Annotated in this window: 18 protein-coding genes; 16 read left to right on the forward strand and 2 right to left on the reverse strand. The window is 72.3% G+C overall.

Annotation, left to right across the window (positions count from 1 at the left end; all coding sequences use genetic code 11):
* Nucleotides 1-2 precede the first annotated feature (2 nt).
* The 4 genes from AOM06_RS00525 to AOM06_RS00540 all read left to right on the forward strand — a co-directional run bounded on the left by AOM06_RS00525 (nucleotide 3) and on the right by AOM06_RS00540 (nucleotide 2,275).
* Nucleotides 3-650, forward strand: coding sequence for an FMN-binding protein (locus AOM06_RS00525; protein ID WP_062301204.1), 648 nt, complete (start codon nucleotides 3-5; stop codon nucleotides 648-650).
* Nucleotides 647-1,423 carry an FAD:protein FMN transferase gene (locus tag AOM06_RS00530; protein WP_062301206.1) on the forward strand — a complete coding sequence of 259 codons (777 nt, stop codon included), beginning with the start codon at nucleotides 647-649 and terminating at the stop codon, nucleotides 1,421-1,423. The genes AOM06_RS00525 and AOM06_RS00530 overlap by 4 nt, the downstream gene beginning before the upstream one ends.
* Nucleotides 1,424-1,583: 160 nt before the next feature.
* On the forward strand, nucleotides 1,584-2,042 hold the full coding sequence (gene rpsP / locus AOM06_RS00535) for a 30S ribosomal protein S16 (RefSeq protein ID WP_062301208.1): 459 nt from the start codon (nucleotides 1,584-1,586) through the stop codon (nucleotides 2,040-2,042).
* 2 nt (nucleotides 2,043-2,044) lie between these two features.
* Nucleotides 2,045-2,275: a KH domain-containing protein gene (locus tag AOM06_RS00540; RefSeq protein WP_062301210.1), complete on the forward strand. Its 231-nt coding sequence runs from the start codon at nucleotides 2,045-2,047 to the stop codon at nucleotides 2,273-2,275.
* 77 nt (nucleotides 2,276-2,352) lie between these two features.
* On the opposite strand, the gene AOM06_RS00545 is transcribed toward AOM06_RS00540, so the two are convergent.
* Both AOM06_RS00545 and AOM06_RS00550 read right to left on the reverse strand, forming a co-directional pair.
* Complete coding sequence (locus tag AOM06_RS00545; RefSeq protein WP_062301213.1) at nucleotides 2,353-2,763, reverse strand: hypothetical protein; 411 nt, start codon at nucleotides 2,761-2,763, stop codon at nucleotides 2,353-2,355.
* Nucleotides 2,764-2,801: 38 nt separating this feature from the next.
* Entirely contained in the window at nucleotides 2,802-3,209 is a 408-nt protein-coding gene (locus AOM06_RS00550) for a hypothetical protein (RefSeq protein WP_062301215.1), read from the reverse strand.
* 74 nt (nucleotides 3,210-3,283) lie between these two features.
* On the opposite strand from AOM06_RS00550, the gene rimM reads away from it, so the two are divergent.
* From rimM to AOM06_RS00610, 12 genes are all read left to right on the forward strand, one after another.
* Entirely contained in the window at nucleotides 3,284-3,817 is a 534-nt protein-coding gene (rimM, locus tag AOM06_RS00555; RefSeq protein ID WP_062301218.1) for a ribosome maturation factor RimM, read from the forward strand.
* Nucleotides 3,818-3,819: 2 nt separating this feature from the next.
* Complete coding sequence (gene trmD, locus AOM06_RS00560) at nucleotides 3,820-4,542, forward strand: tRNA (guanosine(37)-N1)-methyltransferase TrmD (protein WP_062301220.1); 723 nt, start codon at nucleotides 3,820-3,822, stop codon at nucleotides 4,540-4,542.
* A gap of 182 nt (nucleotides 4,543-4,724) precedes the next feature.
* Nucleotides 4,725-5,072: a 50S ribosomal protein L19 gene (gene rplS / locus AOM06_RS00565; RefSeq protein ID WP_062301222.1), complete on the forward strand. Its 348-nt coding sequence runs from the start codon at nucleotides 4,725-4,727 to the stop codon at nucleotides 5,070-5,072.
* Nucleotides 5,073-5,187: 115 nt separating this feature from the next.
* Nucleotides 5,188-5,811: a signal peptidase I gene (gene lepB / locus AOM06_RS00570; protein ID WP_439644707.1), complete on the forward strand. Its 624-nt coding sequence runs from the start codon at nucleotides 5,188-5,190 to the stop codon at nucleotides 5,809-5,811.
* A gap of 1 nt (nucleotide 5,812) precedes the next feature.
* Nucleotides 5,813-6,463 carry a ribonuclease HII gene (gene rnhB, locus AOM06_RS00575; RefSeq protein ID WP_062301224.1) on the forward strand — a complete coding sequence of 217 codons (651 nt, stop codon included), beginning with the start codon at nucleotides 5,813-5,815 and terminating at the stop codon, nucleotides 6,461-6,463.
* Nucleotides 6,464-6,531: 68 nt separating this feature from the next.
* A complete protein-coding gene (locus AOM06_RS00580; protein WP_042215380.1) occupies nucleotides 6,532-6,855 on the forward strand; it encodes a DUF2469 domain-containing protein in 324 nt (107 codons plus the stop codon).
* Between the two features lie 48 nt (nucleotides 6,856-6,903).
* Nucleotides 6,904-7,527: a TetR/AcrR family transcriptional regulator gene (locus tag AOM06_RS00585; RefSeq protein WP_062301226.1), complete on the forward strand. Its 624-nt coding sequence runs from the start codon at nucleotides 6,904-6,906 to the stop codon at nucleotides 7,525-7,527.
* 53 nt (nucleotides 7,528-7,580) lie between these two features.
* Nucleotides 7,581-9,209, forward strand: a complete 1,629-nt coding sequence (locus tag AOM06_RS00590) for an MDR family MFS transporter (protein ID WP_228372799.1) — start codon at nucleotides 7,581-7,583, stop codon at nucleotides 9,207-9,209.
* A 94-nt stretch (nucleotides 9,210-9,303) separates the two neighbouring features.
* Nucleotides 9,304-11,025: an MDR family MFS transporter gene (locus AOM06_RS00595; RefSeq protein ID WP_369401392.1), complete on the forward strand. Its 1,722-nt coding sequence runs from the start codon at nucleotides 9,304-9,306 to the stop codon at nucleotides 11,023-11,025.
* Between the two features lie 189 nt (nucleotides 11,026-11,214).
* Nucleotides 11,215-11,571, forward strand: a complete 357-nt coding sequence (locus tag AOM06_RS00600) for a YraN family protein (protein WP_062301230.1) — start codon at nucleotides 11,215-11,217, stop codon at nucleotides 11,569-11,571.
* A 35-nt stretch (nucleotides 11,572-11,606) separates the two neighbouring features.
* Nucleotides 11,607-13,076: a YifB family Mg chelatase-like AAA ATPase gene (locus AOM06_RS00605; RefSeq protein WP_062301522.1), complete on the forward strand. Its 1,470-nt coding sequence runs from the start codon at nucleotides 11,607-11,609 to the stop codon at nucleotides 13,074-13,076.
* Nucleotides 13,073-14,263, forward strand: coding sequence for a DNA-processing protein DprA (locus tag AOM06_RS00610; RefSeq protein ID WP_228372800.1), 1,191 nt, complete (start codon nucleotides 13,073-13,075; stop codon nucleotides 14,261-14,263). The genes AOM06_RS00605 and AOM06_RS00610 overlap by 4 nt, the downstream gene beginning before the upstream one ends.
* Nucleotides 14,264-14,292: the final 29 nt, after the last annotated feature.

Genomic DNA, 14,292 nt, shown 5'->3' on the forward strand with positions numbered 1-14,292 from the left:
CGATGCGCGCGTCCCGTGCCGCGATGGTCGCCGGCGGCTGCGCCGCGATCGTCGGCGCGGGCTGGGCGGCCTCGCCGAAGGAGCTGCCCACGCTCGACCTGGTCGCGGCGTCGACGCCCGAGGAGTCCGCGAGCCCGAGCGTCGCCGTCACGCCCGACGCCGGCGCCTCGCCGTCGCCGTCCGCGGTGGACGAGGTCGACGAGGACGACGACGAGTACGACGACCACGACGATGACGACGCCGGCGACGACAAGGGCGGCGAGCGCGACGACGACGAGAGCGACGACGTGGCGACGCCGGCGCCGGCCGCGACCACCGCGCAGCCCGATCCCGTGGTGACGCCCCCGCCGGCGGAGGAGCCGGCCACGCCGGTCGCGCAGACGTTCGACGGGCCCGTGGTGACCAACGCGCGCGGCGACTTCCAGGCCCGCATCACCGTCGAGGGTGGCGTGGTGACCAACGTGCAGGCCGTGGCGGCCGGCACGCAGGACGCCCAGTCCGTGCAGATCAACGCGAACGCGATCCCGATCCTCCGCGACGAGATGCTCGCCGCCCAGAGCTGGGACGTCGCGGCGGTGAGCGGAGCATCGTTCACCTCGCCCGGCTTCATCGAGTCCGCTCGCGGCGCGTTCGGCCAGGCGGGCCTGTGACGGCTTCCTTCCGCACCACCGTCCATGCGATGGCCATGCCGTTCGTGGTCGAGCTCGACGAGCCCGACCCAGTCGAGGTCGAGCCCGCCATCGCCGAGTTCCACGCGAGCCTCGTGTGGGCGGACGAGGTGTTCTCGCTGTGGAAGGACGATTCCTACCTGAGCGCATACCTGCGCGGCGATGTCGCGCTCGACGAGGCGCCGCCCGAGCTGCGCGAGGTGCTCGAGGCCTGCGAGTGGTACCGCGAGGCGACGGGCGGCGGCTTCGACGCGCGCCGTGCGGACGGGGTCCTGGACCCGACGGGCCTGGTCAAGGGCTGGGCCGTCGTGCGTGCGAGCGCCCACCTCCGCGCCGCACGCGCGACCGGGTGGATGGTCGGGGCATCGGGAGACATCCTGGTGTCCGCGGGCTCCCCGCGACGCATCGGGATCGCGGACCCGAGGGTGCAGGGCGACCCGGAGGGGACCCCGGTGGTCGACGTGGTCGAGCTGGGCGGGGACTTCACGGCGCTCGCGACGTCGGGCGGCGCACAGGTGGTCGACCACATCTGGGACCCCGTGACAGGCCAGGTGGCGCGCCACTACATGCAGGTCTCGGTCGCGGGTCGGGACCTCACCGCGTGCGATGCCTGGGCGACGGCGATCGCCGGCGGGGGTCCCCGCATCGTGCCCCTGGCCCTCGCGAGCGGCCTCGAGGTGCTCCTCATCACGGGCGGCCGCTACGACGGCACCTACGACGCCCAGACCAGCCCGGGATGGCCCAGCGTGAGGTGACGCGCGCGGCGTTTGGCCGTGCCTGGCCCGTTCTGGCACAATGGGTCGCTGGCACGCGCGGCCCTCTACCCGCGCATGCCGATTCGTCTTGCCAGTGCGCGACACCGTGTTTCCCCGCGGCGAGCGCACCGGCTCACACCGAATTCAGAAGGAGACAGCCATGGCTGTGAAGATCCGCCTCAAGCGCTTCGGCAAGAAGCGCGCCCCGTTCTACCGCGTCGTCGTCATGGACTCGCGCACCAAGCGCGACGGCCGTGCGATCGAGGAGATCGGCAAGTACCACCCCACCGAGGAGCCCTCGGTCATCGAGATCGACTCGGAGCGCGCGCAGTACTGGCTCTCCGTGGGCGCGCAGCCCACCGAGCAGGTCACCGCGCTGCTCAAGCTCACCGGCGACTGGGGCACCTTCAAGGGTGAGAAGGACGCCAAGAACACCGTGAAGGGTGCCGCCGCCAAGGCCGACGCCGCCGACGCCATCAAGGCCCACGCGGACGCCGCGGAGAAGGCCAAGGCCGACGCCGCCGCCAAGAAGGAGGCCGCCAAGGCTGAGGAGGCTGCCGCCGCCGACGCCGACGAGGCCACCGACGAGGCCGCCGAGGCCCCTGCCGAGGAGAACTGACGATGGTCGTCGACGCTCTCGAGTTCCTGGTCCGCAGCATCGTCCGCAACCCGGACGACGTCCGCGTGACCGAGCGCTCCGGGCGTCGCGGCACCACCCTCAACGTGGTGGTGCACCCTGACGACCTCCCCCGGGTCATCGGTCGCCGCGGTCGCACCGCGACGGCGATCCGGACGGTCGTCGAGGCCGTCGCGCGGGACGACGTCCGCGTCAACATCGTGGACGTCGCCTAGCCTCAGGCATCGAGCAGTCGAGAACGCCCCTCCCCACCGGGAGGGGCGTTCTTGCGTCTCAGGGGACGATGCGCCGGTCAGGTGGCGGGCGCGCCGCGGAACCACGCCGAGGCGCGACGTGTCGACAGCAGCCCGATGACGACGAGCGCGAGCGGGATCTCGATCGCCGCCTGCAGCGCGAAGGTGCCGCCGATCTTCCCGAGCCCGTAGGCCGCGGCGGCGATCCGCACGACCATCACCAGGATGACCAGCACGCGCGCGCCCTGGGATCCCATCGCGAGCCCCGCGGCGACGGCGGCGGTGAACACCGCGACCGCGAGCGTGGTGAGGCCGTACCAGAGCAGGTTGCCGGCCTCGATCTCGTCGCTGAGGTCCTCGGGGTGGTAGTAGAGCCAGATGAGCGCGACTCCCGCGATGAGGTCCATCGCGGCGGCGAGCCACGTGAGCGCCGAGACGAGAGTGACGGATCCTGGTCGGTCCTGTGCCATGGCCTGCTCCTTCGTAGCGGCGCGCCCCGCGCCTGCTCTCAGGATGACCGGAAGTACGCGAAAGCGCGCGGCGTCGCGAGCGCGACGATCACCAGCACCGAGCCGAGCATCTGCCCCGGGACCTGCCAGCGCACGAGCTCGCCCAGGACGCTCGTCGCGTACACCGCGGCGACGATGCGGCCCGCCATGAGGAGCATCACCAGCACGCGCGAGAGCTGGGAGCCCGCGGCGATGCCGAGCGCGAAGGCCGCCGCGAGGAGCCCGCTCGCGAGCAGCGCGAAGCCGTAGCCGCGCGTCTCGGACTCGGTCAGCGGGATCGTCGCGCGCTGCATGTGCAGGCTGAGCCACACGAAGGCCGCGCCCGTCACCAGGTCGGTGACGGCAGCCACCCACGTGAGGATCACGGCGAACGTGACGCCCGCCGGGCGCCCCACGGTCTCGGCCATCGTGCTCCTCTCCGGATTCGGGTCCACGCTAGCGTGCGGCGGGGTCCGTTCCGGGGTGAAAGTACGCTGGTGTCATGAGATTGACCGTCGCCCGCATCGGCCGTGCCCATGGGCTCAAGGGGGAGGTGTCCGTCGAGCTGCGGACCGACATCCCCGAGGAGCGCCTGGTTCCCGGCGAGGTGTTCGAGACCGAGCCCCCGTCCGCCGGCCCCCTCACCGTCGCGCGCGCGCGCGTCCAGGCGGGGCGCTGGTACGTCCAGTTCGAGGAGCTGGGCGACCGCAACGCCGCCGAGGCCGCGCGAGGCGTCGCCCTCACCATCGACGGCGCCGAGTCCGACGAGGAGGACGCCTGGTACGTCCACGAGCTCGTGGGCCTTGCGGCGGTGCGTCCGGACGGCAGCGCCGTGGGTGAGGTGGTGGACCTGGTGACGATGCCCGCGCAGGACCTCCTGGTGGTCAAGCAGGCCGGGGGCCACCGCGCGATGATCCCGTTCGTCGAGGAGTTCGTGCCCGAGGTCGACCTCGAGGGCCGGCGCGTCGTGCTGACGCCGCCGTACGGGCTCCTGGCGGGCGAGGAGCCGGAGTCGACAGGGGAGACCGTGTCATGAGGATGCGGATCGACGTCGTCACGATCTTCCCCGAGTTCTTCGGGGTGCTCGACGTGTCGCTCCTGGGCAAGGCGCGCCAGAGCGAGCTCGTGGAGACGCATGTCCACGACCTCCGCGACTACGCGGCGTTCAAGGCGGACGGGTCGCCCGACGTGCACCGCACGGTGGACGACGCCCCGTTCGGCGGCGGCGCCGGCATGGTGATGAAGCCCGACGTGTGGGGCAAGGCGCTCGACGACGTCCTCAAGCCCACCGGCGTGCTCGTGATCCCGTCGCCCGCCGGCGTCCCCTTCACGCAGGCCCTCGCGGCCGAGCTCTCCGAGGCGCCGCAGCTGGTCTTCGCGTGCGGTCGCTACGAGGGCATCGACGCACGCGTCGCCGAGCACTACGCCCAGGACGGCTACCGCGTGGTCGAGGCGAGCCTGGGCGACTACGTCCTCAACGGGGGAGAGGTCGCCGCGGTCGCGATGATCGAGGCCATCACGCGGCTCATCCCGGGCTTCATGGGCAACGCCCAGTCGATCGTCGAGGAGTCCCACGCGGATGGCCTGCTCGAGTACCCCTCGTACACGAGGCCGGCATCGTGGCGGGGCCTCGACGTCCCGGACATCCTGCTGAGCGGGCATCACGCGCGGATCGCGGAGTGGCGCCACGCGCAGCAGCTCGAGCGCACGCGCGAGCGCCGTCCCGATCTGCTGCCGCCCGCGGAGGGCGGCGCCTGGTGACGATGCGGGACCCCCGGTCCCTCGCATCGTCCGGGCACGGTGTGGCAGAATAGATCCTCGGTGCGCGCGGAGCCATGACCTGCCACAGGGGGTCGGGCTCACGACGCGACGCATCATCCATTACCGATCGCCGCAAGGCGGATACCGTATGTGACCTGTGGCATGTGCGAGGAGAGACAGTCATGCAGAAGCTTGACAACGTGGTCGCGGGCCAGCTCCGCGACGACATCCCGGCGTTCCGCGCCGGTGACACCGTGAAGGTCCACGTCAAGGTCATCGAGGGCAACCGCTCGCGTGTCCAGGTGTTCCAGGGCATCGTGATCGCGCGTGCCGGCCAGGGCATCGGCGAGACCTTCACCGTGCGCAAGATCTCGTTCGGCGTCGGCGTCGAGCGCCTCTTCCCGGTGCACGCCCCCACGATCGAGAAGATCGAGGTCGAGCGTCGCGGCGACGTGCGTCGCGCGAAGCTCTACTACCTCCGCGGCCTCCGCGGCAAGGCGGCTCGCATCCGCGAGAAGCGCGAGAACTAAGATCGCCACCAGCGCCGACGCACCGGCGGAGGGCTCCCCCTCCGCCGGTCGTCGTGCGTGGGGCTGGGCGAAGGAGATCGTCCTCGTCATCGCGAGCGCCCTGCTGCTCTCGCTGGTGATCAAGACGTTCTTCTTCCAGTCCTTCTACATCCCCTCGGAGTCGATGGAGCCGGCCCTCATCAAGGGCGACCGGATCCTCGTCACCAAGTGGCGGCCCGACCCGCTGGCGCTGCGCCGCGGCGACGTGGTGGTCTTCAAGGACCCCGCGAACTGGCTCGGGGCGCCCGTCGACAACGACACCGCGCTCGAGCGGGTCGCCAAGGACATCCTCACCTGGACGGGCCTGCTTCCCGAGGACGCGGGCGAGCACCTGGTCAAGCGCGTGATCGGCCTGCCGGGCGACGTGGTCGAGTGCACCGACCCCGACGGTCAGGTGACCGTCAACGGCGAGGCGCTCGACGAGACGTACATCGCCGAGGGCTCGCGCGCGTGCGGCACCGAGTTCCGCGTCGAGGTCCCCGAGGACTACATCTGGGTCATGGGTGACAACCGCGACCACAGCGCCGACTCGCGTGCGCACATGGGCGACCCGGGCGGCGGCACGGTCCCGCTCGACAACGTGGTGGGCACCACGTTCGCCGTCGTCTGGCCCTTCGACCGCTTCGGCGGCGTCGGCAACCCGTGGGGCGACGACGCCCCGTCGACGGACGATGCCGCCGCCACCTCCGCCGCGGAGTGACGTGACGGTCTCGCTCAAGCACGAGGCGGAGCTCTGGGATGCCGGCTTCCGCGTGGTCGCGGGGATCGACGAGGTGGGCCGTGGCGCCCTCGCCGGCCCCGTCTCCGTCGGCATCGCCGCGGTGACCCGCTGCGACGCCTGGCCCGAGGGCCTCACCGACTCGAAGCTGCTGAGCGCGGCACGCCGTGAGGCGCTGATCGCGCCCCTCGCGGAGTTCGGCGCCGCGCGCGCCGTGGGGCACGCCTCGTCCCGCGAGATCGACGCGATCGGGATCGTCGCGGCGCTGCGCCTCGCCGCGCGCAGGGCGCTCGACGCGATGCCGCTGGAGATCGACGCCGTCCTGCTGGACGGCACCCACGACTGGCTCACGCCGCCGCCCGCGGACCTCTTCGCGGACGATGCGGAGGAGTGGGCCGCGCCGCCCGTGACCATGGTGGTCAAGGGAGACCGCGCGTGCGCATCGATCGCGGCGGCATCCGTGCTGGCGAAGGTCGAACGCGACGCCCTCATGGCCGCCGCGCACGCCGAGCACCCCGTCTACGGCTGGGAGAGCAACAAGGGCTACGGCGCGGCCGCGCACCTCGACGCGCTGCGCGAGCACGGGCCCTCGCCGCTGCATCGCGTGTCCTGGAAGCTGCCGTTCCGCGCATGACGCCAGGTCCCGGCGACCTTCCGGCGCGGGACTCGCACATCGGCGGCGGTTCGCGCCATCATTGACGGGTGAGCCACGAAGACCTCGAGAACTACGAGACCGAAGCCGAGCTCGCCCTCTACCGCGAGTACCGGGACGTCGTCGGGCTGTTCCAGTACGTCGTGGAGACGGAGCGTCGGTTCTACCTGTGCAACAAGGTCGATCTGCAGGTCAAAGCCTCGGGCGGCGACATCTACTTCGAGGTCACCATGGCCGATGCCTGGGTGTGGGATGTCTATCGCAGCGCGCGCCTGGTGAAGAACGTGCGGGTGGTGACCTTCAAGGACGTCAACATCGAGGAGCTCGCGCGCGACGACGACCTCCCCGACATCCGCCAGCTGCGCGGCCGCTGAGCCGCGCCGCCCTTGCGGCGAAGTTGCAGAGACTGCAAGAATGCAGTCATGTCCTCCACCCCGGCACCCCTCGGCCTGCGCGAGCGCAACCGCGTGCGGCGCACGCGAAGGGTCGAGCGCGCCGCCCTCGAGCTCGCGCTCGAGCACGGTGTCGACCACGTGACGGTGGACATGATCTGCGAGGCGAGCGACATCTCGGCGAGGACGTACTTCAACTACTTCGGCACCAAGGAGGGGGCGCTGCTCGGCCTCGGCCAGGCGCCCCTCGCGGAGCCCGACGTCGAGGCGTTCGTCGCCTCTCGCGGGCCCATCTTCGAGGAGCTCCTGCGGCTCATCGCCTCGGGGTTCGTCGCGAGCAACCCCGATCGCGAGATCTTCCTCATGCGCAGGCGCCTGTTCGCGCAGGAGCCGGAGCTGCAGGGCCTGCAGCTCGCCCGCGTCGCGGGGAAGCGCCAGGCGCTCACCCGGATCGTCGAGCGTCGCCTCGCGGGCGAGCGGCCCGATGCGCCCGCGTGGGAGCTCGCCGACGAGGCCCAGCTGGTGGTGGCCGTCGTGACCGGGGCGTTCCCGCTCGCGAGCCGCCTCTGGCTCGAGCGCGATGACCTCGAGGCCGAGATCGACGACGCCATCGCCGAGGTGCTGGCGCGGGTGCGCGGCATCGTCGCCCCGTAGCAGGGACGGCTCCCGCCGCGCGGACCGCGCGGGAAAAGCGCAGTATGGCAGGTATGACGCCACCGGAAGACGCGACCGCCGTCAGCCGCAGGGAGATCCTGCTCGTCATGGTCGGCCTGATGACCGCCATGCTCCTCTCCGCCCTCGACCAGACCATCTTCTCGACCGCGCTGCCCACGATCGTGGGGGAGCTCGACGGCGTCGACCACATGCTGTGGGTCACCACGGCGTACATCCTCGCCGCGACCGTGATGATGCCCGTCTACGGCAAGCTCGGCGACCTCATCGGCCGCAAGTCGCTGTTCATCGGCGCGATCGCGGTGTTCATCGTCGGCTCGGTCGTGGGCGCGCTCGCCACCGCGATGCCCGAGCTCATCCTGGGACGTGCGATCCAGGGCCTGGGCGGCGGCGGGCTCATGATCCTGTCGCAGGCGGTGATCGCGGACATCGTGCCGGCGCGCGAGCGAGCGCGGTACATGGGGCTCATGGGGGCGGCGTTCGCGGTGTCGTCGGTCGTCGGCCCGCTGCTGGGAGGGTGGTTCACCGACGGTCCCGGCTGGCAGTGGTGCCTGTGGATCAACGTGCCGCTGGGCGCGCTCGCCATCGGCTCGGTGATGTTCTTCCTGCACCCGAACCCTCAGGACCGCGGGCGTCCGACCCTCGACGTCGCGGGCATGGTCCTGCTCGCGATCGCCGCATCGTGCCTGGTGCTGTTCACCTCGTGGGGCGGGGGTCACTACGAGTGGACGGACCCGATCATCATCGGGCTGATCGTCGCCACCGTGGTCGCGGGCGTGGTCTTCGTGCTCGTGGAGCGCCGGGCCAAGGAGCCCGTGATGCCGCTCATGCTCTTCGGGCGCCGCAACTTCAACCTCACCACGGCGGCGGGCCTGCTGATCGGCATCGCGATGTTCGGCACGCTCGCCTACATGCCCACCTACCTGCAGATGGTGGGCCAGGTGGGCGCGACCCAGGCCGGCCTGCTCATGATCCCGATGATGGGTGCGATGCTGCCCACCTCGATCATCGTCGGCAACGCCGTGTCGCGCACGGGCCGCTACAAGCGCTACCCGATCATGGGCGCCGCGATCGTGACGGTGGGCCTGTTCCTGCTGTCGACCATGACCCCCGAGCGAGGGCTGTGGCTCACGTGCCTGTACCTCGCGGTGTTCGGCCTGGGGCTGGGCATGATGATGCAGACGCTCGTGCTCATCGTGCAGAACACGTTCCCCATCACCATGGTCGGCACCGCCACGGCGGCCAACAACTTCTTCCGCCAGATCGGCGCCTCGCTCGGCGCGGCCGTCGTCGGCTCGATCTTCACCAACAACCTCATCGACCTGCTCACGGAGCGCATCCCGCCCGACGTCGCCGCGGGAGGCATCGAGGGCGCCAACTCCATCACGCCCGAGATCGTCGGGACCCTCCCGCAGGAGGCGCAGGACATCATCATCGGCTCGTACAACGATGCGCTCACCCCCGTGTTCCTGTCGATCGTGCCGCTCGCGCTGCTCGCGCTGGTGCTGCTGGTGTTCGTGAAGGAGGTGCCACTGCGCACCTCGTCCCGCGAGGACGCGGTGCCGGAGTCCTTCGAGGTGGACGGCGGATCGGCGGCGTACCTCGAGCGCCACGACGGCGAGGCCGAGGGCGCGGGGGAGCCGCAGGAGGGCGCCCGGGCCTGACGCCGCGCGGGGCGCGGGGACGATGCCGGGAAGGCGATCGGCGACGCGCCTGCTCTGCACTTGACGCAAAAATGCAGTCTCTGCAAGGATGCTCATGTTGCACGACGTGACGGCGCGGCTCGCGCCCGTGGTGCACCCGATCCCCACCGGCGCCCAGCGCCCCGCGTCCCCACCGGAAAAGAGAACAATGACGACCACGCTCGACAGGTCCGCGACGGCGCCCGCCGCGACCAGGGGTGTCATCCCCGTCTTCATCGGCCTCATGACGGCGATGCTGCTCGCGTCCCTCAGCCAGACCATCTTCGCCACGGCGCTGCCCACGATCGTGGGGGAGCTCGACGGCGTGGACCACATGCTCTGGGTGACCACGGCGTACATCCTCGCGTCGACGATCATGATCCCGGTCTACGGCAAGCTCGGCGACCTCATCGGCCGCAAGCACCTCTTCATCGCGGCGATCTCGATCTTCGTGATCGGATCGATCGTCGGCGGCCTCGCGACCTCGATGCCGCTGCTCATCGCCGCCCGCGCGATCCAGGGCATCGGCGGCGGCGGCCTGATGATCCTGTCGCAGGCGATCATCGCCGACATCGTGCCGGCGCGGGAGCGCGGCAAGTACATGGGCATCATGGGCGCCGCGTTCGCGGTGTCCTCCGTCGCGGGCCCGCTGCTCGGTGGCTGGTTCACCGAGGGCATCGGCTGGCGCTGGGGCCTCTGGATCAACATCCCGCTGGGCGCCCTCGCGATCGTCATGGCCGCGGCCTTCCTCCACCCGGCTCCCGAGGACCGCGCCAAGCCGCGCCTCGACCTCGCCGGCATGGCGCTGCTCGCGATCGCGACCACCGCGATCGTGCTCGTGACGTCCTTCGGCGGCCGCACGTACGCGTGGGACTCGCCGCAGATCATCGGCCTCGGGGCCGTCACGGTGGTCGCCGCCGTGGCGTTCGTGCTGGTCGAGCGCCGCGCGGCCGAGCCGGTGATGCCGCTGCACCTGTTCCGCTCGCGCACGTTCAACCTCACCACCATCGCGGGCATGCTCACGGGCGTCGGCCTGTTCGGCGTGATCGGCTACATGCCCACGTACCTCCAGATGGTGGCCTCCGTCGACGCGACCGAGGCCGGGCTGCTCACGGCGCCGATGATGCTCACGATGCTGGTGACCTCGACCGTGACGGGCTTCATCGTGTCGCGGACCGGCCGGTACAAGTGGTACCCCGTGGTCGGCTCGGTGCTCATCGCGGTCTCGCTGTACCTGCTGTCGACCCTGGAGTTCGACACCTCGATCTGGACCACCGTCGCGTACCTCGCGATGCTGGGCCTGGGCCTCGGGTTCTCGATGCAGACCATCGTGCTCATGGTCCAGAACGCGTTCCCGCTGCGCATCGTGGGCACCGCGACCGCGGGCAACAACTACTTCCGCCAGGTGGGCGCGTCGCTCGGCACCGCGGTGGTGGGCTCGATGTTCACCACGCGCCTGCTCGACCTCCTGGCCGAGCGGCTCCCCGCCGAGGCGCTCCAGTCCGGCGGCGGCTCCAACTCGCTCACGCCCGCGGCCGTCGCCGAGCTGCCCGACCAGATCCACGACATCATCGTGGGCGCGTACAACGACGCGCTGACGCCGGCGTTCCTGCTCATGGCCCCGCTCGCGGTGATCGGCGCGGTGCTGCTGCTGTTCGTCGAGGAGACGCCGCTGCGCACCACGGTCGCGAAGGACGCGGTGCCCGAGTCGCTCGAGGTCGATGGCGCCAGCTCCGAGTACCTCGAGCCGCGTGAGGCCGAGGCCGTCGAGGAGGGCGCGGTGCCCGCGCGCCGCTGACACGCCGAGGAGAGGGCGGGGAGGATGCTCCCCGCCCTCTCGTCGTGTCCGGGGACGATGCGACGAGCGGTCACCGCGACCGGCGCCGATGTGCACGGCCCGCATGGGCACGGAGCCCGTCCACATGTCGCGCGACGTCCCGCCGCGCCGTGCCCGCGCATCGTCCACCGTGGGTCGCGGAGGTGGCGCATGGCGGTCAAGGATGCGGTCGGGCGGTACGGCGAGGACCTGGTGGCACGCAGGCTCGCGGAGGACGGCTGGGAGGTCCTCGCGCGCAACTGGCGGTGCTCGCTCGGCGAGATCGACATCGTCGCGCGGGACGGGAGCGCGATCGTGTTCGTCGAGGTCAAGACGCGCCGCTCGGACGCGTTCGGCGGCGCGATCGCGGCGGTCACGCGCGGCAAGCTCTCGCGGCTGAGGCTGCTCGCGGGGGAGTGGGTCGCGGGTCAGGACGCACGCTGGCCCGAGATCAGGATCGACGTGGTCGGCGTGACCATCCCCCGCGCCGGGCGCGCGGTGATCGAGCACATGCGAGGCGTGGGGTGATCGGGCGGTGCAGGTCGGTGGTCCTCACCGGGCTCATGGGTCACGTGATCGACGTCGAGGCGCATGTCGCGCGAGGGCTGCCGGGCTTCACCATCGTCGGGCTGCCCGACGCGTCGCTCGCGGAGGCGAAGGACCGTGTGCGCGCCGCTGTCGCGTCCTCGGGAGTGGAGTGGCCGCGCCACCGCATCACCGTCAACCTGTCGCCCGCGTCGCTGCCCAAGTCGGGGTCGGGGACGGATCTCGCGATCGCCGTCGCGGTGCTCGCGGCGGCGGGCGTCGTGGACGCGGCGCTCGCCCGCGACCTGGTCCTGCTGGGCGAGCTCGGCCTCGACGGCCGCGTGCGTCCGATCCGCGGGGTGCTCCCCGCGATCGCCGCGGCCGTCCACGCGGGGGCCACGCGTGCGGTCGTGCCCGCCGGGAACGCCGCCGAGGCCCAGCTGGTCTCCGGTGCGCGGGTCGACGCCGCGGTCGCGCTCGCGACCGTGCTCGGAGCGCTCGGGGCGGAGGCGACCGCCGAGTCGCTCGAGCCTGTCCCGGCGCCCGCGGCCCGGGTGCGGCAGGTCGCGGTCCCCGACCTCGCTGACGTGCGTGGTCAGCCGCTCGCGCGTCACGCCCTGGAGGTCGCGGCCGCCGGCGGGCACCACCTCCTCATGGTGGGGCCGCCCGGGGCCGGCAAGACCATGCTCGCCGAGCGCCTGCCCGGCATCCTGCCGGACCTCGACGATGCCGAGGCGGTCCGCGTCACCGCCGTCCACTCGCTCGCCGGAGCCTTCGACGCCGCGGCGGGGCTCATGCGCCGTCCTCCGTTCGAGGCGCCCCATCACACGGCCTCGTCGGCCGCGATCGTGGGAGGCGGCAGCGGCCTCGCGCGCCCCGGCGCTGCCTCGCTCGCGCACGCGGGCGTGCTCTTCCTCGACGAGGCGCCCGAGTTCCCCACGCGGGTGGTCGACACCCTGCGCCAGCCGCTCGAGCGCGGCGAGATCGTGCTGCATCGCGCCCACGGCGCCACCCGGTACCCGGCGCGGTTCCAGCTGGTCCTGGCGGCCAACCCCTGCCCGTGCGGGATGTTCGCGGGCACGGGCGAGGGGTGCACGTGCACCTCGGTGGTGCGGCGGCGCTACCTGGCGCGGCTCTCCGGACCCCTGCTGGATCGCGTCGACATCCGCGTCGAGGTGGGCGCCGCTGCGCGCGCCGACGAGCCGGGGGAGGACACCGCGAGCGTCGCCGCACGGGTGCAGGAGGCGCGCGGCGCGGCGCGTGAGCGGCTCGCCGCGCAGGGGTGGACGCTCGCCGGGGAGGCATCAGGTCCGTGGCTGCGTCGCGTCACGTCGCGCGCCGCGTGCGCGGGCCTGTGGCGCGCGGTCGAGCGCGGCGCGCTGTCCGCGCGCGGCTTCGACCGCTCGCTCCGGCTCGCGTGGACGCTCTGCGACCTCGAGGGCGCCTCCTCGCCGGGGGTCGAGCACATCGCCCAGGCGCTCGCCCTGCGCGAAGGCACGGCGTCGTGACCAGCGAGGCCGATGCCGCCGTCGCGTGGAGCGCGCTCGCGGAGCCCGGTGACGCCGAGGCGTTCGCCTTCGTGCGGGTCCTGGGACACGCGGCCGCGCTCGCCTGGGTCCACGCCGCCGCGCGCGATCCGGTCGCGGCCGCGTTCGAGCTCGGGTCGGTGCCCGGGCCGACCGATCGGATCATGGCAGCCAGCGAGCGCTGGATCGCGCGGCTCGGGGCGGCGGAGCCGGAGGCGTTGCGCGCGAGGGCGGCGCGCGTCGGGGCGCGCGTGCTCGCCCGCGGTGAGCCGGGCTGGCCGATGCGCCTGGCGGACCTCGACGGCGCGGAGCCGCACGCCCTCTGGGTCCGCGGCGAGATCGACCTCGACGAGGCCTGGTCCGCCTCGGTGGCGATCGTCGGCGCGCGGGCGGCCACCTCCTACGGGTCGCACGTCGGCGCCGAGCTCGCGGCGGTCGCCGCGGACGCGGGCCTCACCGTCATCAGCGGAGGTGCGTATGGGATCGACGCGGCCGCGCATCGGGGCGCGCTCGCGGCGGGCGGTGTGACGGTGGCGGTCCTCGCCGGCGGCGTGGACCGTCTGTACCCCGTCGGCAACGCGCCGCTGCTCGAGCGCATCGTCGCCACCGGGGCCGTCATGAGCGAGCAGCCGCCCGGCTTCGCGCCGCATCGTTCGCGCTTCCTCCACCGGAACCGGCTTATCGCAGCCGCGCGCGCGACCGTGGTCGTGGAGGCGGGCCTGCGCTCGGGAGCGCTCAGCACCGCACGGCACGCGTGCGACCTGGTGCGGCCGGTCGGCGTGGTGCCGGGTCCGGTCACCTCCGCGACGTCGGCGGGATGCCACGCCTTCGCGCGCGAGCATCGCGACGAGGTCACGCTGCTCGCGACGCCGTCGGATGTGCTCGAGCTCGCGCGGCCCATCGGCGAGGCGCTCGACGCCGAGGAGGCGCTCGACGGTCCCGACTTCGGCTCGGCGCAGCAGCGGCAGGCGTACGGCGCGATTCCAGCGCGGGGTGCCTCGGCCCAGGTGATCGCGATCGCCGCGGGGCTCACCGAGAAGGAGGCGAGGGACGCGCTCGGGGGCCTGCGGCGGCGGGGCCTCGCGAGGGTCGCGGGTGGCGCCTGGATCCGCACGGGGATGCCCGACCTGCCTGATATTTCGGACAATCCACGACAAAAAAAGCAGTGAATCATGAGGTTGGTGTGACAAATGTGACG

This window comes from Demequina subtropica (assembly GCF_000971235.1).
Classification (GTDB): Bacteria; Actinomycetota; Actinomycetes; order Actinomycetales; family Demequinaceae; genus Demequina; species Demequina subtropica.